Origin of the sequence: Microcoleus sp. Z1_A1, from assembly GCF_036700305.1 — a bacterium.
In the GTDB taxonomy this organism is placed as follows: domain Bacteria; phylum Cyanobacteriota; class Cyanobacteriia; order Cyanobacteriales; family Microcoleaceae; genus Microcoleus.
In genome coordinates this window covers 1-24769 of the sequence record NZ_JAUBOR010000064.1, presented here as the reverse complement: position 1 = coordinate 24769, position 24769 = coordinate 1, and the positions used below count along the sequence as shown (strand labels likewise).

19 protein-coding genes are annotated in these 24769 nt (G+C 45.5%); 10 read left to right on the top strand and 9 right to left on the bottom strand.

Features of this window, described 5'->3' with window-relative positions; translation table 11 throughout:
• Positions 1 to 107 precede the first annotated feature (107 nt).
• Positions 108 to 1850, bottom strand: coding sequence for a CapA family protein (locus QT973_RS24940; RefSeq protein ID WP_333058400.1), 1743 nt, complete (start codon positions 1848 to 1850; stop codon positions 108 to 110).
• A 1047-nt stretch (positions 1851 to 2897) separates the two neighbouring features.
• Here QT973_RS24940 and QT973_RS24935 point away from each other — a divergent pair.
• From QT973_RS24935 to QT973_RS24915, 5 genes are all read left to right on the top strand, one after another.
• Entirely contained in the window at positions 2898 to 4085 is a 1188-nt protein-coding gene (locus QT973_RS24935) for a HEAT repeat domain-containing protein (RefSeq protein WP_333231926.1), read from the top strand.
• A gap of 389 nt (positions 4086 to 4474) precedes the next feature.
• Positions 4475 to 5551 carry a glycosyltransferase family 4 protein gene (locus QT973_RS24930; RefSeq protein WP_333275124.1) on the top strand — a complete coding sequence of 359 codons (1077 nt, stop codon included), beginning with the start codon at positions 4475 to 4477 and terminating at the stop codon, positions 5549 to 5551.
• A 43-nt stretch (positions 5552 to 5594) separates the two neighbouring features.
• Positions 5595 to 6356 carry a type I methionyl aminopeptidase gene (gene map, locus QT973_RS24925; RefSeq protein ID WP_190659689.1) on the top strand — a complete coding sequence of 254 codons (762 nt, stop codon included), beginning with the start codon at positions 5595 to 5597 and terminating at the stop codon, positions 6354 to 6356.
• A 288-nt stretch (positions 6357 to 6644) separates the two neighbouring features.
• Positions 6645 to 7574 (top strand): LD-carboxypeptidase, encoded by a 930-nt coding sequence (locus QT973_RS24920; RefSeq protein WP_333058410.1) that lies wholly within the window; start codon positions 6645 to 6647, stop codon positions 7572 to 7574.
• A 165-nt stretch (positions 7575 to 7739) separates the two neighbouring features.
• Entirely contained in the window at positions 7740 to 8522 is a 783-nt protein-coding gene (locus QT973_RS24915) for a hypothetical protein (RefSeq protein WP_333392445.1), read from the top strand.
• A gap of 418 nt (positions 8523 to 8940) precedes the next feature.
• Here QT973_RS24915 and QT973_RS24910 read toward each other — a convergent pair whose 3' ends face one another.
• Positions 8941 to 9804, bottom strand: coding sequence for a calcium-binding protein (locus tag QT973_RS24910; protein WP_333392443.1), 864 nt, complete (start codon positions 9802 to 9804; stop codon positions 8941 to 8943).
• Between the two features lie 273 nt (positions 9805 to 10077).
• Between QT973_RS24910 and hemE the strand changes: the two genes are divergently transcribed.
• The 3 genes from hemE to QT973_RS24895 all read left to right on the top strand — a co-directional run bounded on the left by hemE (position 10078) and on the right by QT973_RS24895 (position 15129).
• Positions 10078 to 11142, top strand: coding sequence for a uroporphyrinogen decarboxylase (hemE, locus tag QT973_RS24905; RefSeq protein ID WP_333392442.1), 1065 nt, complete (start codon positions 10078 to 10080; stop codon positions 11140 to 11142).
• Between the two features lie 607 nt (positions 11143 to 11749).
• Positions 11750 to 12715 carry an NAD(P)-dependent oxidoreductase gene (locus QT973_RS24900; protein ID WP_333392440.1) on the top strand — a complete coding sequence of 322 codons (966 nt, stop codon included), beginning with the start codon at positions 11750 to 11752 and terminating at the stop codon, positions 12713 to 12715.
• A gap of 821 nt (positions 12716 to 13536) precedes the next feature.
• The gene (locus QT973_RS24895; RefSeq protein ID WP_333053968.1) at positions 13537 to 15129 is read left to right on the top strand and encodes a B12-binding domain-containing radical SAM protein; all 1593 of its coding nucleotides are present in this window, start codon (positions 13537 to 13539) and stop codon (positions 15127 to 15129) included.
• A 110-nt stretch (positions 15130 to 15239) separates the two neighbouring features.
• On the opposite strand, the gene QT973_RS24890 is transcribed toward QT973_RS24895, so the two are convergent.
• Both QT973_RS24890 and vapB read right to left on the bottom strand, forming a co-directional pair.
• A complete protein-coding gene (locus QT973_RS24890; RefSeq protein ID WP_333053969.1) occupies positions 15240 to 15620 on the bottom strand; it encodes a type II toxin-antitoxin system VapC family toxin in 381 nt (126 codons plus the stop codon).
• A 1-nt stretch (position 15621) separates the two neighbouring features.
• Complete coding sequence (gene vapB, locus QT973_RS24885) at positions 15622 to 15843, bottom strand: type II toxin-antitoxin system VapB family antitoxin (protein WP_333053971.1); 222 nt, start codon at positions 15841 to 15843, stop codon at positions 15622 to 15624.
• A 314-nt stretch (positions 15844 to 16157) separates the two neighbouring features.
• On the opposite strand from vapB, the gene QT973_RS24880 reads away from it, so the two are divergent.
• The gene (locus QT973_RS24880; RefSeq protein WP_333313060.1) at positions 16158 to 17054 is read left to right on the top strand and encodes a M48 family metalloprotease; all 897 of its coding nucleotides are present in this window, start codon (positions 16158 to 16160) and stop codon (positions 17052 to 17054) included.
• A gap of 163 nt (positions 17055 to 17217) precedes the next feature.
• Here QT973_RS24880 and QT973_RS24875 read toward each other — a convergent pair whose 3' ends face one another.
• Positions 17218 to 18648: a DUF7017 domain-containing protein gene (locus QT973_RS24875; RefSeq protein ID WP_333392438.1), complete on the bottom strand. Its 1431-nt coding sequence runs from the start codon at positions 18646 to 18648 to the stop codon at positions 17218 to 17220.
• Positions 18649 to 18650: 2 nt separating this feature from the next.
• The gene (locus QT973_RS24870; protein WP_333271172.1) at positions 18651 to 21317 is read right to left on the bottom strand and encodes an NERD domain-containing protein; all 2667 of its coding nucleotides are present in this window, start codon (positions 21315 to 21317) and stop codon (positions 18651 to 18653) included.
• A 139-nt stretch (positions 21318 to 21456) separates the two neighbouring features.
• Here QT973_RS24870 and QT973_RS24865 point away from each other — a divergent pair, with 139 nt between their 5' ends.
• The gene (locus QT973_RS24865) at positions 21457 to 21618 is read left to right on the top strand and encodes a hypothetical protein (RefSeq protein WP_333271169.1); all 162 of its coding nucleotides are present in this window, start codon (positions 21457 to 21459) and stop codon (positions 21616 to 21618) included.
• Positions 21619 to 21816: 198 nt separating this feature from the next.
• Here QT973_RS24865 and ftsH4 read toward each other — a convergent pair whose 3' ends face one another.
• From ftsH4 to QT973_RS24850, 3 genes are all read right to left on the bottom strand, one after another.
• Positions 21817 to 23685: an ATP-dependent zinc metalloprotease FtsH4 gene (gene ftsH4 / locus QT973_RS24860; protein WP_333392436.1), complete on the bottom strand. Its 1869-nt coding sequence runs from the start codon at positions 23683 to 23685 to the stop codon at positions 21817 to 21819.
• Between the two features lie 226 nt (positions 23686 to 23911).
• Positions 23912 to 24418, bottom strand: a complete 507-nt coding sequence (locus tag QT973_RS24855) for a tryptophan-rich sensory protein (RefSeq protein ID WP_333053984.1) — start codon at positions 24416 to 24418, stop codon at positions 23912 to 23914.
• The gene (locus QT973_RS24850; RefSeq protein WP_333392434.1) at positions 24418 to 24732 is read right to left on the bottom strand and encodes a zinc ribbon domain-containing protein; all 315 of its coding nucleotides are present in this window, start codon (positions 24730 to 24732) and stop codon (positions 24418 to 24420) included. Before QT973_RS24850 ends, QT973_RS24855 begins: the two co-directional genes overlap by 1 nt.
• Between the last annotated feature and the right edge of the window lie 37 nt (positions 24733 to 24769).

Sequence of the window (24769 nt, the reverse complement as noted above, 5' to 3'; positions counted from 1 at the left end):
AGATTTTCCCGTTTCTATTCAATATCTTGGCGAACCCGCCCCTACAGGAATCATGGTTAATTGACCGGACATGATATTACTACTGACTAATGACTAATCACTAACGACTACTTACTTTTTTTCAAAATTTGCCCCTTGTCATCAATTATCAAACCGCTATTGGGAAAATCGCTCTTTGTCAAACGGTTAATCAAACCCACAGTCCTAAATTTGTTATCAACAGCCGGAACACCTCGCCCGTCAAGTTGGACGGGGATAATCTTACCAGAAACAAAATCCCCTTTCGGAGTCATTTTCACATCCAAAATTAGAGATTGACCGAGTGTTCCTGCTGTGGACAAAGTGCGATAACCCAAAAAATTTCCCAGGGAATAAGCAATCAATTTCCCTTTATAAAGTTCCATCGCTCGCGGGACGTGCGGGCCATGTCCCAAAATCAAATCGGCTCCCGCATCAATCATCGTCCGCGAAAACAAAACCATATTTCCCCGGTTTTCTCCGTAAAAGAACTCAGTTTTATTTCTCACATTCAGAGCTCCCGTTCCTTCCGCTCCAGCATGAACTGATATCACTACAATATCAGCGTTTTGCTTGGCTTTTTTGACAACTTCTGCTCCCGCTTTGAGTTCCAGCAAGGAATTGTGAACGTCGCCGTAGTTGCTGAAACCGATAAAGGCAAAATTCACGCCCTTGACATTTTTATAAACAATTTGATCTCTTTTGCCAACAGCCTTCATGCCGTTGCTGTCGATGTTTTTAATCGTGTCATTAAATCCTTTCTCGTGAAAATCGTAAGAGTGATTGTTGGCAATATTCAAAATATCAAAACCAACATCTTTGAAAATTTTGGCATAACTCGGAGGCGTCCGAAAGGCAAACAGCATTCGTCCGCCGCCTGCTTTGGAACTGTAAGGATGATCGGTCATCGTGCTTTCAAAATTGCCAAACAGAATATCAGCTCCTTTGAGGTACGGTTTTACCGACTCTAATAACATCTCTTTTTTTGCCGGCAGTTTGTTGTAGGGATAATTTGTGCCGGGGATCATGTCACCAACTGCTTTGATGCTGACAGTGGCAGGCACAATGGCAGGTTTTGTGGCGGCAGGGGAGGGCGGTTTTGGAGCTGGAAGGGGTTTGGCTGCGGGTGTCGAGCTCACTTCTTGTACCGCAGGCTTTGACGTTAGAGGGTTATTAGTAGCGGTGGGTGAGGATTTGTAAAGTTGAGAAGCCAGCACAAAGCCGGATATCGGTACGAGAATTAGACTCAGAGCACCGACTGACAGCCCAGATTTTTTAGTTTTAGTGCCTGCTAATTCTGGCTGGGGTGATGGCTTTTGCTGCCTTTGGTTTGGGGGTTTTGGAGTTGGGATTTTAGAGGGTTGGGGCGGAGATTTTTCTGGTATTTGAGTGGGCGCCGTTGTGACATTTTGAGTTTTTTCTAGCTTGGGCAAAGTCACAGGAATGGGAGAAGCTGCTACACTAGCGGCTACTGCTGCACTCGCAGCTACTGCGGCATTCACGGCAACTAACGGACTCACGGGTGCGGCAGTCAAGCGTTTTTTTAATTCTACCGTCTGAGTCCAAGCGGGCAATTGCTGGCCGTCGCGCCGCCCGTAAACTGTCACTGAGTAAAGGTTATTTGGTTGCAGCCGCTGCAACCCTTTGACTGCGACTCGGAGACAGGCTTCTTCTGCGGGCAAATGTTCTGCTTCCAGCAGCAGGTGCAGGGTGTCGTTTTCCCGGCTGGCTTTAGCCGTGACGCCGAAGCTTTGGAGTGCTTGGCCGATCAGAAATGCGATCGCCCTGGCATCGCCTTCTTTTGCTAAATTTAAAATATCTTGTTGGCTCACAAACGCCTCTACTCTCACACTAGAAATTTAGCTCGATCTTATATCAAATTTGGCTGCACAGCATTAAATACCGATTGATTTAACTTAAGTAAGGAATGAGAATTAAATAACTTCCACTCTTGAAAGTGGGATGGGCGTCCCGCCCGTCCAAAAAGGACGGGCGGGACGCCCATCCCACAATAACAATTAAAATTGTAAGTTATTTAATTCGCGCTCCTAATTGGGTACAAATAAACAGAACGTTGACAGAGGACGCCTGCGTGAAAGGGTCTACTCGCTCTCACTATAAATCCTAACTAAATCCGACCCTACTTTTACAAGATAGTATGATTTTTGGCGATTGCTAGCTAAATACAATATTTCCTAACGGTTATCTTAGTCGATCGCCCAAACACTTCTATCCGGGATAATTGCCCCCTTCAAATTAACATCGGTCAAATCAGCGCTCTCTTTCTTACAGCATTTTTGGTAAATAAAACGGATTTGTGAGCGTCGAAAGTGCGTCTTGGAATGTACTGAAAATATGCGGTTTAGCAGCGAAGAATTAACGAAAAAACCCTGTTTCACGTTTGCAGTGCCAATGCCCCTGTCCCACTTCCGCCCAAATTCACACAAAAACGATCGACCTGCAGGCTCGGAAGCTTGTTAAACTTTTGGTCATGCCACGCTATTGGTGAGAAATCGACGGCTAGCCACAATCGTCTGCTAACGCCCCCGCAGTGCTGGGCTGCGCGGCCTGCACTGCACACTGCACGTAGGTGAGATTAGCTGCAATCAACTTTCGGGATGCCGCTGCTAAAGTCGCGGCCGCCAATGTAGTTGTTCGTTTTAAACTAATTAAACTAATTATTTAAAGGAGTTGCACGTCAATGACACAATTGTGCTTATAAGAAATATCTGGCTCGGTGCCCTCTCAAACCAGGGTTTTTCGCTAGTCTGGTGCTATTTGTGAGTTAGTTAAGCCCATAGCAGCTAGGATCGAGCTAACTCACGGTTAAACTAAAGCTCGTCATGCGGCGTTGCCTCTCAAAACCCGGATTGAGTCTTATGGCGCATTACCGCTCCTCTGTATGTTTGTTCACCTGCATTGCCTGTCTGGGCGTTGCGTTCAGTCCAAGTGCCGACGGAGGGCAACAGGTACTCAATGCCTCTGCGCGTGCTGTTTCCCAAGAAATTGCTCAGGCGAACTCTCCCCCGGACGATCGCCAGAATTCCAAGCCTCTAAAACCGTCTCCAGCGCCCGATAAAAGCAAATCTCAGCCGTCCAAAACGTCCAAATCTAATTCTAAGATCCCGAAATCGGTATCCAATTTGCTCGTCATTTTGTCTCGTCAGCGGGGGTTCTTAATGTTGGGTTTGGCAGCAGTTGTCGTCACGGCAGCGGCAGTATTTATCATGCTCAAATTAGTTAGCAGTGACGAGTCAAATTATCCTAAGCGAAGACGGGGAAGATTTGAGCGCCACAACCCAAAAAACTCTCCATTCACTAATCCCGATTCTCCTACAAACTCGCACCAAATTAGGCCACAAGAGACTTCTTCTGGGGGACAATCGCTGTCAGCCTTGCCCTACCCTTTTGGTTTGCCAAAAAGCCACAGTATTGAGAGCAGCGCTCAACCTTTTATCATGGAATCCCGGCAACCAGAACCCGATGATGCAGCCGTCGAGGGCGATCGAATTAATTCCGACACCTCGCCCTTGGAAACTCACAGCAACGGATACAGCAACACAGGTTTCAACATTCCCGAAACAACTAATCAAACCGATTCCCTAGCGAAGAAGAAAAATATTACCCTTCCCGAAACGGATCGTAGACCTCAAGTTGATATTATTGAAGCACTGATTGAAGATTTGCAGCAGCTAAATCCGGCAAAGAGATGCAAAGCAATTTGGGAACTAGGTCAGCGGGGAGATTCCAGAGCAGTTGAGCCGTTGCTCGATTTGCTAGCAAATTCCGACTCCAAGCAGTACAGTTTAATTTTGGCAAGTCTCTCGGAAATTGGCATTCGCACGCTCAAACCCATGAATAATGCGTGGTCAATCTCGCTGCAAAATGAAAATCCCGAAGTGCGTAAAAATGCAATTCGCGACTTGACGCGGATTTACGAATTGGTGAATCAAATCAGTTACTTGTTGCACCGTGCGACGGACGATCCAGATCCAGAAGTTCAGGAAACTGCTCGCTGGGCAATCAATCAGTTAAACCGCCTCCGTCCGCGTTCTGGGATGGATTAATAAATGTAGCAATTTTTAAATAATTTGAAAATAGAGATTTGAGATGGGAGAATTTATAATTTAGATTATGTTAGAATTAGTGACGGCTGACTAAGCTGTGGAGCATTTAAACCAGTAACGAGGCTAGTAAGGTGCGTCATTCGCGAACCCTTACGCTGAAACGGAAAACCTTAGATGCTGACGCACCTTACGCAAGCCCTTTAAATGCCGAACAGCTTAATGACTACTGATATCATGTCCGATCGATCGCCCACAATACATAGGTCGGGGCGGGTTTGTGAGATTGTCCGTTTTTGGCAAATATTATTGGTGAACCCGCCCCTACTGGAATCAGGATAATCGACCGGACATGATATGACTAATGACTAATAACTAATGACTAATAACTAATGACTAATAACACTTTAAAACTATTGTTTCTGTCAACTTCTGTCGGTCAACTCGGTTCGGGGTTGGGCGGCGGAGTCGAACTTACAGTCCTTAACCTAGCTAAAGAATTGCAGAGTCGGGGTCATAAAATAGGAGTTGTAGCGCCGATAGGTTCAGTCTTAGAATCAATTTCTGTAATCGAAATAACGGGTGAGTTGCAAGTAACCGCCCAAACACAAGATTACCATGCTCCTATTGTGATGCCCGCGGACTCGGTGCTGGCGAATATGTGGGAATATGCTCGCCAAGTTCAGGATGAATGGGATGTCATTGTTAATTTTGCCTACGATTGGCTGCCGTTTTATTTGACACCATTTTTTAGGACTCCGATCGCACATTTGATCAGCATGGGATCCCTTTCTGCAGCCCTCGATCGCATTGCCGAACAAACCGCCGCCCAGTTTCCTGGTACGATCGGAGTTCACACCGCTTCTCAAGCCAAAACATTCACCTTTGCCGAGGAATGTCAGTTGTTGGGAAGCGGCATTGATTTATCGCTGTACCAATTTTGCAACAAATCCCAGTCTAAATTAGCTTGGCTAGGCCGCATCGCCCCGGAAAAAGGCTTAGAAGATGCAGTAGCAGCAGCGAAAATTACAGGCATTCCCCTCAAAATTATGGGCAAAATGCAAGATGAGGATTATTGGCAAAAAATTTGTGCAGATTACCCGGATGCTCCGGTAGAATATTTAGGGTTTTTGACAACAACCCAAATGCAAGAGCAAACCCGTCAGTGCCAAGCATTGTTGATGACACCACGTTGGGTGGAAGCTTTCGGAAATGTCGCGATCGAGGCTTTAGCGTGCGGTGTACCCGTGATTGCTTACGAGCGCGGGGGGCCGGCGGAAATTGTTAGAGACGGACTGACGGGCTTTTTAGTGCAGCCTGATAGCGTAAATGGCTTGGTAGGTGCGATCGCCCGTTTAGACAAAATTGACCGCAGCGCTTGCCGGCGACAAGCAGAGGTAGAATATTCTTTAGCAGCTTTGGGCGATCGTTGCGAACACTGGTTCAAATCTATTCTCAAATTGAGTTAAATAAACTCTTAATTGACCACAAAAAAGAAAACAGAAAAAAACTATGGCAACCGAACGTTTAGTGCTTTTATCCAGTAGAGAAATCGAAAAAATGCGCCAAGCAGGCCGTTTAGCGGCCGAACTTCTGCTGCATCTCGAACCGATGGTAAAACCGGGTGTCAGCACTTTAGAAATTAACGACGAAGCCGAACGCTGGACTTTGGCACACGGAGCAAAAAGCGCTCCCCTAGGCTATAAAGGATTTCCCAAATCTCTGTGTGCAAGCGTCAATGAAGTAGTCTGTCACGGCATCCCCAATGCGAAACAAATTCTTAAAGAAGGTGACATTATTAATATTGATGTAACCCCTTTAGTTGATGGTTATCATGGCGATACTTCCAAAACTTTTTTTGTCGGTAAACCTTCACCGGTAGCGAAAAAATTAGTTGAAGTAACCGAGGAATGTTTAAGAAGAGGAATTGCCGAAGTCAAACCGGGTGCTCGTACCGGCGACATCGGTGCAGCGATTCAAGAATATGCTGAAGCACAGGGTTTTTCGGTAGTGCGAAATTTTGCGGGGCACGGGATTCACCGAGTCTTTCACACGGAACCGGAAATTCTGCACTATGGCAAGCGAGGCACGGGAAAAAAGCTCAGACAAGGCATGGTTTTTACGATCGAGCCGATGATTAATGAGGGTACTTGGGAAGTGGAAATTCTCGCCGATGGTTGGACATCTATCACCAAGGATGGAAAGCTTTCAGCTCAATTTGAACACACTCTGGCTGTTACTGATTCTGGGGTGGAAATTCTAACTTTACCTTAGCAATCATTCACAAAAAATCTGAAAAACTCACTCCTAAATCAATAATTAACCCTATCCCGTAGGGGCGGGTTCACAGAAAATTTCCGCATGAAACAGACAATCTCGAAAACCCGCCCCACCCAACGAAATATGTAAATGTGGGTAAGGTTGATGTCGATAGTCCCTGGGTTTGGGGCGGGTTTTGGAGATGGTTTGTTTTAATAGTTGATGGTTGGTAAAACCCGCCCCTACAGAATTACCGTTAATTCACAAAACACGATATAACTAATAACTAATAACTAATAACAAATGACTGACATAAAATTTCTGCAACCAGGAGATTTGCTCAAAGTAATTGCCCCTAGTGGCACTTTGCGAGAATCAACCAACTTTGAAAAGGGTGTAGAAATTTGGAAATCTCGCGGCTATCGAATTGAATTAACACCGGGTTTTGACGATCGCTGGGGCTATTTGGCAGGTTCCGACGAAAACCGCGTCCGACAGCTAGCAGATGCCCTCAATGACCCGGATTGTCGCGGTATTCTCTGTGTTCGAGGTGGTTTCGGCAGCACTCGACTTTTGGAAAAAGGAAATGTGGGAAAGGCGGAAAATTCCCAATTTCCAACTCCCGATTCCCATTCGCCGAAATGGTTAATCGGCTTTTCAGATATTACTGCTTTGCTGTGGAATCACGACAAATTGGGGATTTGGGGCGTTCACGGCCCGATGCTGACAACTTTGGCGGATGAACCGGATTGGTCTGTCGATCGACTTTTTGACTGCATCGAAGGTCGTCCCTTACAATCTTTGCAAGGTAAAGGATGGGGCAGCGGACAAGCCACGGGGCCGCTGTTTCCGGCGAATCTGACGGTGGCTTCTCACTTGCTCGGAACCCCGTATCAACCGGATTTGACGGGGGTTATTCTCGCATTTGAGGATGTTTCCGAGGCTCCTTACAGGGTCGATCGAATGTTGACTTTGTGGCGGATGGCGGGGGCTTTCACTGGGGTGCGGGGCATTGCTTTGGGACGCTTCAGCCGCTGCGAGATTGAGCCGAGTATTCCCAGTTTTAGCATTGAAGAGGTTTTGCGAGATCGGCTGGGGGACTTGAATATTCCGATTGTCTCGGATTTGCCTTTCGGGCACGAGGGAGTTAACGCTGCTTTACCGATGGGAATTATGGCGAGTCTCGACGCTGAATCGGGATTGCTGATTTGTGGCGATCGATCGCAACTTTAGATTAGGGCTCAACGTCTATAACTTTAACATGAGATTTTGCACCCGCTAAATATTCCCGTTAGGTGAGGTTGACACGGTTGGCAGAAATTACATTTAAAATGGATTGTGTATGCAAATGTCGGCGCCAAGAAAGCAAAAAGATTTTAAATTTTTCCAGAGGTTGATATGAGAACTCACAACTTGTTAAACAGTATTGCTGCCGCATTCCTAGTTACTGGATTGGCACTTACGAGCATTTCGTCTAGTGCTGTTGGCGAACAGATACGGAATAACGATCGCATTGACGGAGTAATTCGCCGCACTTCCCCGATTTACCGTTTTCGGAATATGTGGGTTCCGGGCTCTCCGACGGAAGAATTGCGCGGTCAAGAATACACATTCAGCGCTAGGGAAGGCGACAACATTGAAGTGTTTTTAGATACAGATAGAAGTCGCGGTTTTACTCCCGTCATGGTACTGTTTTACGGGAACAACAAACAAGTCGCTTTTACGCAAGACCGCTCTTTTAATTATCAAATTCCCCGTAGTGGCGATTATAAACTGTTAGTGTTAGCAAAAGATGCTGCCAGGGGCGGTAGCTACACGCTGGAAGTTGCGGGAATTGATGGGGGCGACAGACGATCTCGCAATTCGCGGGACGATTGGTATACGAGGCGAGATGACGATCGATATGACGGTCAATATGACAGATCACAGCTTCTGCAAGATGATTTTGGCTTGCGGTCTGTTGATTGTCGCGAGAGACGTTCTATGGTGAGAGTAAGGTTTGACGATGGAAATCAAGACTCGACTTACTGCGCTGTCCCGAATAGAAGGTATCCGGCGGGAGATTATTACTACAATTCGCGGACTAGAGATTTAGACTCGGCGCGGCGGAATGATAGTAGATTCGATGCGGGCCGAGATCAATGTCGGGTAGTGGTGGGCGGAGTCTGTGTGACGAGGTAAGCTGTTTCTTGTCCGAAGATAAAAACGAAACAATCGCAGGATTTGTGGTTCATCAGTTCTATATCTTGGACTATAGCGCAAGTTCAGAAACCCGGTTTTTACCAAGAAACCGGGTTTCTTTGCGTCGCGAGTTTCCATTCAATTAGTTTCTCCAGCGAGTGGGGAGGCTGAGAATCTTACATCCAAGGCGTTACTGTCTGGCTGTTTCCATTCAATTAGTTTCCCCAGCGAGTAGGGAGCTAAATTTATGGTAATTCTTTGCACAAGAGAAACCAGAAAAAAACTAAAATAATAATGTTGTCGTTCAAAACAAACTTTATTATGGTACATCTTTCGGGGAATTTTCCGTTTCATCAGTTTATTTTTGCAAACAAACCGACTGGACGGAAGCAATTAACTAGAATTGAAAAGCAAGGAATTAAACTTGGAAAGTTTTAATCTGGTCAGCACCTAATGGACCCCCCCTTACGGTAGCAACTATAACATTCTGCAAACCTGCTGAATTTTGACCGTAAATGAAGGTAATTCCTTCTGGGGCACGAGCGTTTGTCGCACCACTTGAACCTGGTTCAAAATATCTCACTTGAACAGTGTAACCGTCTGTTACGGGTACAAGCAAACTGTCCCCAGGTTCTAATTCCGTGAAACCTACAGGATTTTGGCCCGATCGCACAGGTGCAGTCCCGATTTGGAAAGCATCGGGTTTTCCGTTTTTGCCATCTACCCGAAAAGCTCCTGGTTTTAGGGTTTCCGTAGCACCGGGCAGAGTTACAACTCCACCAGTAAGCGTATCTTGGGCAGGAGTGGGTGCAGGTGTTGGAGAAGGGCTTGGCGTTGGAGTTAGAGTCGCACGGATAAATCCGTCTTTAATTTCTAGACCTTCCCCAAGCTGATCGCCTGGACTAAAATCAGAAACAAAAGCCCCAATTCCAAAAAAGGTATCATTACCTTCACCGCCGGTCAAGGTGTCACCTTCACCGCCGTAGATAATGTCATCTCCACTATCTCCTAAAAGTAGATCAGAACCACCATCACCGTAAATAGTATCATTGCCTTTGCCGCCGTAGATGGTGTCGTTGCCTTCACCGCCGTAGATAAGGTCATCTCCGAGATCACCTCGAAGAAAATCATTTCCACCATTTCCGTAAATAGTATCATTGTCTTTGCCGCCGTAGATGGTGTCGTTGTCTTCACGCCCCGAAAGAATGTCGTTGCCTTTTTTACCGAAAATTATTCCTGTTTCTTCGATAGAATCGTTTCCGTCACTTCCAATAAATTCCATAGTTTTTTCCTCGTATTTTTCAAACTGTCAATCACCAACTTTTAGGAAGTTTTTCTTTTAGCTAAAAGCTTTTTAGTTTCCCTTCAATTAGTTTCCCCAGCGAGTGGAAGCCCCTCTATCACCTTATACAGCATCCCGACTCCCCATAATCGAACTCAGCCATTTCGTCTCATCTCCCTCCCGGCTGACAGATGAATTTTTTGTCAAAAAGGACGATCGCACAGTGGTAAGCTACCAAAGGCATTGAAATATCTAAGGTAGAGAAAAGTTAAAATGTCGGCATTAAATGAAGTTCCCTTGTTGTTGCGGGCAGCCCGCGGCGAAACCCTAGACCGCCCGCCCGTGTGGATGATGCGTCAAGCCGGCCGCTACATGAAGGCTTATCGAGATTTGCGAGAAAAGTATCCCTCGTTTCGCGAACGTTCCGAAATTCCCGAAGTTGCGATCGAAGTTTCCCTTCAGCCGTGGCGCGCGTTTCAACCCGACGGCGTTATTCTGTTTTCCGATATTGTCACCCCCATGCCGGGTTTGGGTATTGACATGGACATCGCCGAAGGCAAAGGCCCGATTATCCACTCACCCATCCGCACTCAGCAGCAAATCGACAACCTGCAACCGCTGAACCCGGAAGAAAGCTTGCCTTTCATCAAAACTATCCTGAAATCCCTGCGCCAGGAAGTCGGCAACAAATCCACCGTGCTCGGTTTTGTGGGCGCGCCGTGGACGCTGGCGGCCTATGCCGTTGAGGGCAAAGGTTCTAAGGATTATGCAATTATCAAAAACATGGCATTTTCCGATCCAACTTTACTGCATCAGTTGCTCTCAAAATTTGCAGATGCGATCGCCGTTTATATGCGCTACCAAATCGACTGCGGCGCGCAAGTAGTGCAAATGTTCGACTCCTGGGCCGGCCAACTTTCCCCGCAGGACTACGACACCTTCGCTTTACCTTACCAGAAACAGGTGTTCGAGCAAGTCAAAAAAACCCATCCTGACACCCCACTAATTCTGTTAGTCACTGGAAGTGCCGGCCTCCTCGAACGCATGACAACATCCGGCGCGGATATCGTCAGCGTCGATTGGACAGTGGATATGGCAGACGCGCGCCGACGTTTGGGCCCGAATATGAACGTTCAAGGAAATCTCGATCCCGGCGTGTTGTTTGGCTCTCAACCGTTTATTCGCGATCGAATTCTTGATACAATTCGCAAAGCCGGCCCGCGCGGACACATCCTCAATTTGGGACACGGCGTATTACCGGGAACTCCCGAAGACAACGTGCGTTTCTTCTTTGAAACCGCAAAACAAGCCGACAAATTGCTTGCAGTTGCTGCTTGAGTCCGACAATCCGACAGGGGTTGAAACCCCTGTCTCATAGCTAAAGTCCTCGCTATGAGGACTAAAGATTAATATTTCAGTCGGTTTTAACTGAGATATTGCAGCAATATCAATAAGAGGATTTTTCGTGGGGTCGGGCGGGTTTATAGAACCTATTTGCAAGCTTTAAAACTGTTGGCGAACCCGCCCCTACGGCTAATTGAGAATGGTGCAAGATATCGGTTTTAACTCACCGAAGAGCACCCTTGCCAATAAAACATCCCGTAGGGGCGGGTTCACCAATAGCTTTAAAGAGTGCAGACAGGTTAAATAAACCCGCCCCCAGCCACAAAAAAGCCCTTTATTAACAATGGTACTCTTCAGTCGGTTTCAACTCACATCTTGCACCCTTCTCAAGAACAGGCTTTTCGGCCTGTTCCACAAGAAAATTCACTCTTTGTGGAACAGGCCGAAAAGCCTGTTCCTAAACAAGTAATTGAGAATGGCGCAACATCTCAGTTTCAACCGACTTTTGCCCGACGCCAGGGGTTTCAACCCCTGGCGGATTGCAGGAGAATGAAACAGCCCTATTCTCCCCCTTGCCGTCCCCCCCTTCCCCTTCTGCAAAATGAACGCCAAAAAAATTTTCATAACGGGTGCAAGTGGCTGTATCGGTCACTACATGGCCGAAACTTTGATTCAAGAAACAAACCACGAACTTTACCTCTTAGTTCGCAACCCCGAAAAATTAAAATTTGACTGGAAAGCCCGCCCCGGCATCAATATCATACAAGGCGATATGCGAGATATCGAGCAACACGCCGAACTTTTGCAAACAATTAATGTCGCAATTTTAGCTGCCACTGCTTGGGGAGGAACTCAAGAAGTTTTTGACGTTAACGTAACGAAAACTCTCCAGCTAATTCAACTACTTTCGCCACAGACTTGCCAACAAGTAATTTATTTTTCAACGGCCAGTATTCTCGGTAGAGACAACAATTTGCTAAAAGAAGCCGGGGAACTGGGAACAGATTATATTAGCTCAAAATACAACTGCATGGTGCATTTGTCAGCCTTGACAAATGTGCCTCCGATTACGGCACTTTACCCGACATTAGTATTGGGAGGAGATGCAGAAAAACCCGTCTCTCACTTGTCATCGGGTCTGCCACTTGTCGCCAAATGGATTGGTTTGATTCGCTGGTTTAAGGCAGATGGCAGTTTTCACTTCATCCACGGCGCAGATATTGCTAAAGTAGTTAATTATTTAGTTGAACATCCGCAGGCTTCCGAGGAACCGCGACATTTTGTGCTAGGAAATCCGGCGATTACAGCTAACGAAGTGGTAGAACAAGCTTGCCAGTATTTGAATAAAAACATATTTTTTCGGATTACTTTGTCACCTTGGCTGGCCGATTTCTTTATTTGGCTGTTCCGAATTCAAGTGGCTGCTTGGGATAGATTTTGCATTAGCTACCGCCATTTTACCTATCAAAATCTTGTGAATCCCGAAAGCATAGGAATGCCGAGTTACTGCGGCACAGTTGCCGATATGTTAAAAACTAGCGGGATTCCCGATAAAAATAAAAAGTAGTCCGTACACTCCGCACCAATAATCGGACGGGCTAGAAGCCCATCCCACAAGAAAGATTGTGGGATGGGCTTCTAGCCCGTCCCTAATTATTTTGGCGCTTCTCAAATCCCATCCCACAAAAAACAATTTGTGGGATGGGCTTCTAGCCCATCCCTAATTCTTTATGCTATTGAAGTCTACTGTTTCAATTTCTTTTTTGCCTTAGTCCCATGCTTTTTAAATGCGATTATCGTCAATTAAGGGTCAAATACGATAAGATATCAGCATTTGCACACTTTAACAGGGAACTGCAAGCTAAAAATTGCGCTCAATTTGTTTGTCTTAGGGGGTGTCACCCCTCGCCAGATATTCGATCGAGTGCAAGATCGTAATTTTAGCCTTAACATTAAGTCTTGAGAGTCGATCGAACTCTCAAACACGCCAGCCCGATCGCAAGTTGTTTACTGATGTCAGAAACCTCAGCCTAAAGGCGTGAGGCTTGAAAGAGAAATCTAACAGGCCATTCTGACCAGACTAAGCTTTAAATAGCTACGTTATTTAGGTCACGACACCCTGGGATGCGAAGCTAGTCCCTTGCTCTGTCGCTAGTGGTTAAACAGTCTTAAGGTCACTGAGACAGTGCTGCTAGCCTAACAAGCCTTTATAACTTTGTCGAAGCTAACTTTACCCCAGAAATGGGAGTTTGGGGCAACCATTCCCCAAAAATCGGAGAGGTTGCATAAAATTCCCTCTCCGACCCCGAAAGGGGATTTAATTCAATGTAAAGCCGTCCTATAAGGACGGGGCTTCAGACCCAGTTTTTTGGTGAGGTTTAACATATAATGCGAGTCCTTCTAGTTTACCCGCTGTTTCCGAAAACATTTTGGTCTTACGAGAAAATCCTAGAATTAGTCGATCGTAAAGTTCTGCTGCCACCGCTGGGTTTGGTAACAGTAGCAGCTATTTTACCCCAAGAATGGGAATTTAAGTTAGTCGATCGCAATATCAGACAAATCACCGAAGCAGAATGGGAATGGGCAGAGCTCGTTATTCTCTCCGCAATGATTGTCCAAAAAGAAGATTTGCTAGACATCATTCGCGAAGCAAAACGGCGCGGTAAATCCGTAGCTTGCGGCGGCCCTTACCCCACCTCTGTACCCGAAGAACCTCAAGCAGCGGGCATAGATTACCTGATTCTCGACGAAGGCGAAATCACCTTGCCGATGTTCGTCGAAGCAATCGGGCGGGGCGAAAAAAGCGGAATTTATCGATCGGACGGCGTAAAACCCGATGTTACCACAACCCCAGTCCCCCGCTTCGACTTGCTGGAATTAGACGCCTACGATTCCATGTCGATTCAATTTTCCAGAGGCTGCCCTTTCCAGTGCGAATTCTGCGATATCATCGTCCTCTACGGCCGCAAACCTCGCACGAAAAACCCCCAACAATTGATAGCAGAATTAGACTATCTCTACAACTTGGGCTGGCGGCGCGGCGTGTTCATGGTAGACGACAACTTTATCGGCAACAAACGCAGCGTCAAACTGTTGCTAAAAGACTTAAAAGTCTGGCAAGAAGAACACAAATTTCCCTTTACTTTCAACACAGAAGCATCCATCGATTTAGCCCAAGATCAAGAATTGATGGACATGATGGTTGCTTGCAATTTCAATGCAGTGTTTTTAGGGATTGAAACTCCCGACGAAGAAAGCCTGCAAATGACGAAAAAATTCCAAAATACCCGCAATTCCCTGATCGAATCCGTAGAGTTAATTGCCAAATCCGGTTTGCGAGTAATGGCCGGATTTATCATCGGATTTGACGGCGAAAAACCCGGTGCCGGTCAGCGGATTGTCAAGTTTGCCGAAGCAGCAGCCATTCCTAGCACAACCTTTGGAATGCTGCAAGCTTTGCCGCACACTGCATTGTCCCACAGACTAGCAAAAGAAGGGCGGTTGCGCGACAAATCTGGCAACCTCAACCAGACTACCTTGATGAACTTCATTCCCACGCGGCCTCTCGAAGATATTGCCCGCGAATATGTCGAGGCATTCTGCGAAGTGTACGATGCTGAGAAATATTTAGACCGGACTTATCGCCATTTCTTAATGTTAGGTGCACCCACAGCAAAGATACCTGCAAGAGTTCCCAGTTGGATCGATTTGCGAGCACTGTTAACTGTGGTTTGGCGGCAGGGAGTCAAGCGCAAAACTCGGTGGAAGTTCTGGCATCATTTGTTCAGCATTCTCAAGCGCAATCCTGCTGTTTGGGATCACTATTTAACCGTATGTGCTCACAACGAGCATTTCCTCGAATACCGCCAGATTGTGCGGGATGAAATTGAAGCTCAATTGGCTGAGTTTTTGGCGTCGGAGTCTCAAACTGTATATCAAGAACCTGTTGCTGTTGAGGAAAAGCAAGTGCAAGCGGTTTAGGGTTCGAGAATTCTACCTAATAGCCAGATACCCGACTTCTTAAACAAGTCGGGTATCTGGCTATTCTCTTTTGTTATCTGGGCTTACTGATAAAATTTTTGCCTTCTTCATCACCACACCCGCTGAATTGGATAAGCATCAAAAGCCTCATCACGACTAATCAAAACCAGCGAATGATTCATCGTCTGTCCTACCAGAATGCGATCGAAGGGATCTCGATGATGCAGAGGAAGACCTGCGTAAATCTCAGTGTCTTCAAATGTAATTGGTAGAATTTGAGCGTTAATGTATTGCAATTCCTTCGGCAGGTCTTCAAATGGCCGATTCAGTTGAAGCTTACCGACATTGATTTTAATAGAGATTTCCCAAAGGCTGGCAATACTAAAATACAAACCTGTTTTAGTATCGATCGCTTCTTTTGCCTTACTACCTAGATTGGACTCGCCAAGCAAATACCACAGAAAGGCATGAGTATCTAAAAGGGAGTTCATGTTACATATATTCCTTTAAATCTTCCAGCGGTTCATCGAAATCATCAGACATAACGATCTGACCGACCCAACTACCATAACCATGAGGTTGTTCAAGTTGTTGTTGAGATGATTCAGTTTTTGCGTGTTTTTCAAGTAAATATTTTGCATAATGCAATATCTCTTGTTTGAGAGATTCTGGCATCTTGACAACAGTTTGAAAAATCTCTATATCGATAGTCATGATTTATGTGGAATTTTTACTATGTCATATTCACTAATTATACCGTAATTGCAGTCAAAGGGTATTTAGAATGGTTATCTCGTTTAATCTTGTTTCCAAGCAGAGCCTGGAAATGTCATATCCTGCGGCTGTGTCGCCTCTTGAGAGCAGCCTGAGAGAGCATCCCGAGGTATTCCCAGTCTCTCACTGAACAGGTAAAATACTACTATTGGCGGTAGCAGTTATTTCGGCAGATAGAGGCGCGATCGCCCGCAAATATGAAAATCTAATTACAAGCTCAAAAATATCAAAATAGCGATCGCCCTCAACCCGCCATGTTAGGAACAAATCAACTCAGGACAGCAGCTCTTTTAGGACTCCTAAGCGGTCTTCTAGTTTTAGGAAGTTATTATTTAATCGGCAACGAGCAAGGACTTTACATCGGTTTAGCCCTAGCCGCCTTCTCAAGTTTTAGCTCTTGGTACTATTCCGACACGGCCGCGTTAATGGCTTACCGCGCTCGCCCCATCGCCCGCAGCGAAGCACCAGAAATCTACGATATGGTAGCATCGCTGAGTAAAAAAGCCCAAATTCCAGTACCGAAAATCTTTGTAGTTCCCACTCAATCTCCCAACGCATTCGCCACAGGAAGAGACCCGGAACACGCCACAATAGCAGTTACTGAAGGCATCATGAATTTGCTTTCCCGCGACGAATTGGAAGGCGTTATAGCGCACGAATTGACGCACATCCGCAACCGCGACACCCTCACTCAAGCAGTTGCAGGAACAATTGCCGGTGCAATTACATTTGTCGGGCGAATTCTGACTTTTGGAGCGCTTTACGGCCCGGTAACGCGGGATAGCAGACAAGGCCCGAATCCGTTTGGTTTGCTGTTTTTAATCATTTTAGCACCGCTATCAGCAACCCTAATTCAAATGGCGATTTCTCGGACGAGGGAATTTGCAGCCGACAGCGGTGCGGTGGAAATTACCAATAACCCGATCGGTTTAGCAAACGCCCTGCAAAAGTTGGAGAAACTGGGTCATGAAATTCCCATGCACGGCAATCCTGCGATGTCGCCGCTGCTAATTGTGAATCCTTTTTCGACTAAAGGTTTGCAGTCACTTTTCCGCACTCACCCGCCGACAGAGGAGCGCATTCAGCGGCTTTTGGAAATCGCGCAGCAGCAGCAAGGTACTCCAGTTATGGCTTACATAAACGGAGTTTGATCGATCGAAAATGCAGCAACAATATGGAGAAACCCGGTGTTTTGAAGCAGCCGGGTTTTTGTATGTTTGTAACTAATTAAGGATCGCGAATTAAATAACTTACAATTTTAATTGTTATTGTGGGATGGGCGTCCCGCCCGTCCCACAAACTTGTGGAAGTTATTTAATTCTCATTCCTAAGTATGGCGCTGGCTGTCAAACCCCATGTGTTTTTCTTTTTATCAAACCTTTTGACAACAGCAACATTAACTGTTTGCTCGTTTTGCAACTGACCAGCTAATTCATGAGGAACATACACATTTTCTACAAACCCAAAACCACTTTGATGCAAGCGAAAACGACCAGTTTTACAAGACATACTATCAAAGAGTTTGCCCGATTCGCGTTTCTCCACCGCAAGCACCGTTAGCCGCTCGCCGTTTTTATCAACAGTCAGCGTCACTGGCGCGCCCATTGGCAGATTTAAATTCTTCAGCATTCCCTGATCGGGAGTAACAACTTCTTCAGATCCACTATGAGAATGCAATCCAAATTTGAGCATAATCTTGCCAGTTTTTGCTGCAAAGGTGCCGAGGTAATTAGCATGGAATCGCGGGCAACTTTGCCAAATCACCTTTTCGGCACTAGCAGCTATATTTTCTAACACTTCCTCCGGGTTAGAGAGATTTCCTGCACGATCGTACCAACTAGCCGTCAAGAGATTGCGAAGCGATTGGGGGATTTTCCATCCGTTATTGTTACGAACAGCAAAAGCTCGATAGGCAGCCCATTTAGCCACTGCCCCTTGGCCTCTATTTGCTGCGAGTCGGCTGAGATCCTCAAAAACGCTAACACCAAAATTTTCATCCCTGCAAGTTAAACACGCTTTTGCACAAAGTGCTAACGCTAGTTGAGAATCGGAAGTTTCCACGACTTTAGCTAATGCGTGCCACGCCCAGTAATCGCTACGCTTCTGCTTGACAAAGGAAACCAAAAGTTTTTGAGCTTCTGGCGCTCGCCCCAAACGATTTAGCAATAAAGCCTTGCGATAATTCAGCCATTCCGGTTTTTGAACTTTGGCGCGATCGAGTGCAACATCGATCAATTTAACGGCAAAATTTTGTAATTCTTGTACATCCGGGTAATCTTGAACAGTCAATTCACAAGCAATCTTCCCCACTTCCCTTGCTGTTTTCTCAACCAATGACTCGTAAACTTTACCGTCATTAGCAGTAGAAACCTGAAAATCTTCCGATCCAAAACTGTCAATACCCGCCCATTTTACGAACTTGGGTAAAAACTTGATTTCCTTTTTTAATCGAACAATTTGGGATAGCAAACGACTAAACAGCAAATCTGGTCGAGTCAGCTTGAGTTTGTAATATTCTGCCAATATTTCCCTGAGTTGGCTGACAGATGTCTCTGAATCTATGGATTGAGATTGATTAGCCGTATCTATTAGTTTTTTTACTTTGTCATAGAGAACCCAACCTAAACTGCTAGCCAGGAATTTGTCATTTGGATGTTGTTTTAGCAGTTCGTGCCCTCTCGAATAAGCTTCATCTATGCGTCCAGCTTTTCTCAAATTTTTGATTTCTTCCGTTAAATTTGACATTTTTATAATTCCAGTGCGAGGCGAACTAATTCTGAGATTTGTAAATTTGTGTAGCCGAGCGGCACAACTTGCGTCACAAAAGCATCTCCATCGTAGACAACTTTCAGTTTGAGAGTGTCATGTTCTGATTTGAGATAGTAAAATTGATGGTAGTAGTGGTGTTCAATTCCCCAGATGGCTATTTTGTGTGAGTCTAGTTTTGCTTTTATGATAGCTTGAACTGTTTGCTGAAATTCATTTCCTAATCGCACTTTTGATGTAATAACATCGCGCACTAAAGCGGCAAATTCAATCGGCTCAGATTTTACAGTTTCAATTCGCGTGACCTCAAATTGCCCATTGTAATGCAAGCGAAGACAGCAGGAACATCGACCCTCTTCCGAGGCAAACTCGTAAACTTCCTGATAACTATTATGCTTGTATGAAATTACCTGGATTTGATGGAATCTCAGAATTGCCGCGATATGTAAGTAAAGATTTTTCAAAGGTTTTTCGTGGATAGGGAAAGCCGAAATATTTGCATTCCCTGCTGCTGAATCCGGATCAAATGCAATTAAATCCTTAAATACCACTGAATCGAGCTTGCTTTGACTGTTCTTCCAAGTTGTTTTAAAAAATGGTGTAATTGAGGGAAAATTTAAGAGAAAAAGTTGATTTTGGGAGACAGAAAACAAGGTATAAACCCATCGAAAATAAGCGGCATTTGTTTGTCCCTGGCCGGTATCCATATTTGCGATCGCAGTCTTAAACCGCTGTCCCTGGGCGCGATGTAGAGTCAGCGCGTAGCCAAACCTCAGATGGGCTGCGTTTAAATACGGATCGCTGCGTAGAAACTTTGCTAATTCGCTAGAGTTATCCGATTCGTCTGATTCTATTACCTGTTTCTGCTGTTGTCTAAATCTGCTTTCTGCTGAAACCCGCAGAGCTACAAGTGTGTCCTTGTCAAATTCTGGCTTTTCTGCATACAAATAATCACTAAAGCAGTAAAATTGAACCTCTTTACTGCTCTCAAGTAGCCGTACTCGAAGACGCAGAAAATTTATCTTAAGTGGCTGTTCGCGCCCTTTCAAAGGTTGGATTAAAGGTGAAATATTGGGATAAACTTCTATGACTTCAGCAAAAGAGTTATTTGATATATAAGTTGGATCGGGCTGTTGTCTATCTACTGCGACAGGGCTGTTGTGGATATGTACAATATCACCTGCAACAATCTGTTTACCTAGACCCAAAAACTCTTGTCTAACCTGATTGTTGATGCGGTTAACCGATTCGTTGCTGAAAACTATAAACTTGGTGGATCGGTAATCTTCCTGGAATACGGTTCTCGATACCTCTTCTTCATTTGAGCGATCGACTATTTGGATGCAATTCGAGTCATCGGCGATCGCTGCGAGCTGATTAAATCTGCCACAATGTATACTTTGAGCGATTTGTTGACAATTTTTGACAAACAAATTTTGCTCTTGTCCTGGAAGTATAAAATCAAGATTGATGCGATCGATCTCACCGCCTATCGCAGCCTCCAAGCGCTCGTAACACAGGGCCGATTCCTCCACTTTACCTCTTGTTAGCTGAAACGGATCGCCCAGAAAAATCACCTGTCTTTGAGTTTTATCAATTTCGGTATATTCCAAGAAATCTGTAAGCAGTTGTCCGCTACCGTAACGAAAAACATCATTTTCAAACTGTGAATCCGATATCAAGTGGGCATCACCGACAATGTAAACTTCTTGCTCTGTATCCTGATTTTTGTCCAATCCATAGACAAGCTGATCCTTCTCTACTTTGTAATTTTTTGTGAAGAGATGCGAGTAAATACTCTTTGATTCAACTGGATAAACAGATGCAATCTTACTGTTAGGCGCAAGCACCGAGCAATTTCGCTTTAAGGCTCTAGATGTATCTGAAATCGCTTTTTGCAGAAGATGCAAACCTGTTCCCATCATCCCAGTCACGATTAAAACCTTCTTTGAGGAAGCTAAAAATTGCTCAACGCGATTAACTACAAATTCAAGAGACTTAGGTAACTCAACTTTAGCAGTATCAACTGCTGATAAAGAGTCAGGAATTGCTTTAGTACCCAATCCTGGAGGAATATAATCAGCAATAGAAAAATGTTGAACAATGTCTGCTAAATCTTGCTTAGAAAAATTGATTTCTCGGCTAGTGATTTGAGATAACCGCTGTATTGTACCGGCGAAGTCAACAACATGAAACCACCTTTCAATATTAGGCGATAGCTGTCTTTCGTCAAAGGTAATGGGTTTGTGAAAAAGCACTAACCCAGATATATATCCTAAATTTGGTTTTCTATCTGACGGGAATCTAATTCTTTTTAAACTGTTGAGTAGCGCAAATTTGTTATCTCTGACTTGAATAAATGGATTTGGCTTGCTTCCCCCTTTTACCTCCACGTCACCAGCCAGCCACGGCCCATTTTCTGAAAAAGTAATATTTCCCCCGTAGTCTTTGAAGTCGATGACAGTAATACTGTTTCTTTTCAGAATTGCTGCATCAATTTCGCTTCCTTCACAGTAGAAGTTTCCTAACAGAATTATCAAATCATCCGAATCACCCCACGCCCGTTCCAATTCGTTTAGCAAGCCATCGAATATACGGTTCTCATGGGTTGTCTCGTAAGCGTGCGTTCTATATACCCGAACAGTCATAGCTCGATCGCGTTTAATTTTATTAGCCGAATCTTCTCACAGGTTGAGCACCGTGAGCAATAGTTTTCAGGGAGAAACAGTTTTTCTCAGTGATCCAGTAGCAGAATCAGTTTGTGTGTAGCCTATACGACAAAGTAGCATGGATTGTTGGCTGCTGTCAAAACAGCCTGAATCCCGGCGCGTGCGGGAGGCGCAAACCTATGGTGCGAAGCCAATTTGGCATTCTGATTGTCATGACGGCCGCAAGTCGATCGGCATAAAAGTTATCTCACCGGGTGTAGTGTCCGTTGATACTGGCTAACGGCTGAACTCACCCGGACACTAAAAAACGCAGATGATTTGGACTCATCTGCGTTTGTCCGGTTTAATTAAACAGTCCTGGACGCACTCCGAATAAAGAAACCGGGTTTTTTCCGAATTTGTCGCCTACAGCGCGTCTTCTCAATAAAAACCCGGTTTCTGGACTCTCATGGGTAAGTCCGATTAAACCCTATTAAACTCAAGCCGCCACCTTATCTAAAGGCCGCACTTGACGGAGGAATTCGCGAAGTGCGTCACCTTCCACCACCTCAGTTTCCAACAGTTTCTGCGTAATTGTTTCCAACAATTCCCGATTTGCTTTCAGAATATCCAAAGCTTGCTGATGTGCAGTTTCGACAATTTCCTTCACTTCTTGGTCGATCGCCTCAGCAGTTTGAGCACTCACCGCACGGCGGGCATTTCCCATACCGTCATTGAGGAACATTGATTGTTGACCTCGATCGTAAGCTAGAGGCCCCAAAACCTTACTCATCCCGTAAGTTGTCACCATCCGTTCAGCTAAATCAGTCGCCCTTTGCAAGTCATTTGAAGCGCCAGTAGTAATGCTACCAAACACGACTTCCTCAGCCGATCGCCCGCCCAACAAAGTCGCAATTTGACCCCGCAATTCCGACTCATCTAACAAGAAACGGTCTTCAGTCGGTAACTGCAAAGTATAACCCAAAGCAGCCATACCGCGAGGGACGATCGAGATTTTGGCAACTTCGCCATTACCAGTCATCGCAGCACCCACCATCGCGTGCCCGACTTCGTGGTAAGCCACAATCTTTTTCTCTTTTTCATTGAGCACCCGGCTTTTCTTTTCCAAGCCGGCCACAACGCGCTCAAACGCCTCAAAAAAGTCTTCCTGCGCTACAGTTAGTCGTTTGTTGCGGGCCGCCAACAAAGCAGCTTCATTGACCAAATTTGCCAAATCTGCGCCCGAAAAACCGGGGGTGCGAGCGGCGACGGCCTTCAAGTCAATATCCGGGCCCAACTTCACTTTTTGAGAGTGAATGTTCAAAATTTCTTCGCGGCCAGATAAATCGGGGCGATCGACTAAAACTTGGCGATCGAAACGGCCAGGGCGTAACAAAGCAGCATCCAAACTTTCCGGGCGGTTAGTTGCAGCCAGCACAATTACCGTAGTATTGCCCGCCGCAAAACCATCCATTTCAGTTAACAATTGATTGAGAGTTTGTTCGCGTTCATCATTCCCACCGAAGCTAGCGTTACTGCTACGAGATTTGCCGATCGCGTCCAATTCATCAATGAAAATAATACAAGGAGCCTGTTTCTTAGCCTGCTCAAATAAATCTCTAACTCTGGCAGAACCAACACCTACAAACAGTTCCACAAACTCCGAACCCGAGATGCTAAAAAACGGCACGCCAGCTTCACCAGCTACTGCTTTTGCTAACAGCGTTTTGCCAGTTCCCGGAGGCCCGACTAACAGCACGCCTTTGGGAATTCTCGCACCAATTGCCGTAAATCTGTCGGGAGTTTTCAGGAATTCAACAACTTCGACTAATTCAGTTTTAGCCTCTTCTACTCCAGCCACATCAGCAAAAGTAATTTTCGCCGATTCGCCTTCTACATAGACCTTAGCTTTGCTTTTGCCCAGCGACAGCGCACCCTGTGGCCCACCGCCCTGTCTGTTCATGAAAAATTGAAAAATCGCCACAAAAATCAGCGGCGGAACTACCCAGCTTAAAACACTGCCGATCCAGCCATTTTTGGAAGGGGGAGTTGCCGCAAATTCAACGCCTTTTTCTTGTAAAAGTTTAGGCAATTCCAGGTCAAAAATCGGCGTAGTTGACAGCACTTGACCGGGTTTATCACCTTCGCCTTTGAGTTGGTAGCGAATTTCATTTTGACCTACCGAAGCTCTGACTACATCTTGTTCTTGAACCTGATGGACGAACAAGCTGTAAGGCACTTGTGGAATTTGGGGGCCGAACAAATTGGGTAAAAAGATGTTTGCCAGCAAAAACAAACTTGAGAGCAATAACAAAATATTGCTAATTTGGCGAAAACGAGGTGCTTGGGGCTGGTCTTTAATAGCCATTGATAACTGTCATCCTTTGATTTAAAGCAGTTTTATTCATCTATTTTCTCATCAAATACCCACACACTGTTAAGCGGATTTCCTCACTTTATCGGGTGGGTTAACCCGCTAGCACGGATTTGCTATTATTAACAATGCTTTTTTTAACGAACCGCGAAGACCCTAATGACACGAAGCAAGAGCCGAGGGTTATAGTATGTAGGGTGCGCCGAATAACACCGAAGATTTATGCAGCTTCTGGGTTTAAATTAATCATTTCCCAAGTGGTATAAGTGCCGATCGCACCCCAAATCACGTAAGGCAAAAGTAACAAAGCCGCGGTTTGAGAAATCGGCAAAACAGCCAACGTCAATACAGCCCCTAAAATCTCGCCAGCCCCTCCCAAAATTGTCCCTACTTTCAGACTTTTGGCTCTGAGAGTAGCAGGAATATAAGCAACTGTGACAATTTCTAAAAGCAAGTACAAAGCCATCAGCAGCAAAGTTTTAAGGCTCCCTGGCTCCTGTTCCCACACGAAAGTAGCGCTGCCGGCCCCGCAAGCAAAAATCACCGTCCAAATTAACGGAATAGCAGGCTCAAAAAACATCCAATCCGGTCTTTCAAGTTTGACGGCCCAATTAATATCGCGGAGTTTAAAAAACAGAGTTCCGAAGGCGACTGAGAAAGTCACGCCCCCGATAATCATCCAAGATTCAATCATGGTTTTCAACTTTCCAATTGCTCGATCGCTCATTAAGTCGATCGTGCCAACTTAAAGCCGAACTTAGATCCGCCTTTAGTAATAACTTTTTTGACATACTCCCCGGCCATCAGGCACGGGGATTCTAAGGTCAAACAGCAATTGCAGGCTCTCGCCCGTCTGACATCGCCTAACTTAGCGGTTGATGCCCCAACCGCACAAATATTTTTGGCGGCATTTTCATCCCGCCCATTTAGTAATTGGCAGGACGGACAACGCCATTCTCTCACTGATAAATCTAGTTTTTCCAGAACATGACTGCAATGAAAGTTAGAGTCGATGGGGAAATCACTTTCCCCACCTCTCATTCAGAACCGGACTTGAGACTTTCACCTCATCCGGCTC

Excerpts from the sequence above, each read along its gene's own strand:
- QT973_RS24935 (WP_333231926.1), top strand. The coding sequence starts at position 2,898 with ATGGCGCATTACCGCTCCTCTGTATGTTTGTTCACCTGCATTGCCTGT.
- QT973_RS24930 (WP_333275124.1), top strand. The coding sequence starts at position 4,475 with ATGACTAATAACACTTTAAAACTATTGTTTCTGTCAACTTCTGTCGGT.
- map (WP_190659689.1), top strand. The coding sequence starts at position 5,595 with ATGGCAACCGAACGTTTAGTGCTTTTATCCAGTAGAGAAATCGAAAAA.
- QT973_RS24920 (WP_333058410.1), top strand. The coding sequence starts at position 6,645 with ATGACTGACATAAAATTTCTGCAACCAGGAGATTTGCTCAAAGTAATT.
- QT973_RS24915 (WP_333392445.1), top strand. The coding sequence starts at position 7,740 with ATGAGAACTCACAACTTGTTAAACAGTATTGCTGCCGCATTCCTAGTT.
- QT973_RS24910 (WP_333392443.1), bottom strand. The coding sequence starts at position 9,804 with ATGGAATTTATTGGAAGTGACGGAAACGATTCTATCGAAGAAACAGGA.
- hemE (WP_333392442.1), top strand. The coding sequence starts at position 10,078 with ATGTCGGCATTAAATGAAGTTCCCTTGTTGTTGCGGGCAGCCCGCGGC.
- QT973_RS24900 (WP_333392440.1), top strand. The coding sequence starts at position 11,750 with ATGAACGCCAAAAAAATTTTCATAACGGGTGCAAGTGGCTGTATCGGT.
- QT973_RS24895 (WP_333053968.1), top strand. The coding sequence starts at position 13,537 with ATGCGAGTCCTTCTAGTTTACCCGCTGTTTCCGAAAACATTTTGGTCT.
- QT973_RS24890 (WP_333053969.1), bottom strand. The coding sequence starts at position 15,620 with ATGAACTCCCTTTTAGATACTCATGCCTTTCTGTGGTATTTGCTTGGC.
- vapB (WP_333053971.1), bottom strand. The coding sequence starts at position 15,843 with ATGACTATCGATATAGAGATTTTTCAAACTGTTGTCAAGATGCCAGAA.
- QT973_RS24880 (WP_333313060.1), top strand. The coding sequence starts at position 16,158 with ATGTTAGGAACAAATCAACTCAGGACAGCAGCTCTTTTAGGACTCCTA.
- QT973_RS24875 (WP_333392438.1), bottom strand. The coding sequence starts at position 18,648 with ATGTCAAATTTAACGGAAGAAATCAAAAATTTGAGAAAAGCTGGACGC.
- QT973_RS24870 (WP_333271172.1), bottom strand. The coding sequence starts at position 21,317 with ATGACTGTTCGGGTATATAGAACGCACGCTTACGAGACAACCCATGAG.
- QT973_RS24865 (WP_333271169.1), top strand. The coding sequence starts at position 21,457 with ATGGATTGTTGGCTGCTGTCAAAACAGCCTGAATCCCGGCGCGTGCGG.
- ftsH4 (WP_333392436.1), bottom strand. The coding sequence starts at position 23,685 with ATGGCTATTAAAGACCAGCCCCAAGCACCTCGTTTTCGCCAAATTAGC.
- QT973_RS24855 (WP_333053984.1), bottom strand. The coding sequence starts at position 24,418 with ATGAGCGATCGAGCAATTGGAAAGTTGAAAACCATGATTGAATCTTGG.
- QT973_RS24850 (WP_333392434.1), bottom strand. The coding sequence starts at position 24,732 with ATGAGAGGTGGGGAAAGTGATTTCCCCATCGACTCTAACTTTCATTGC.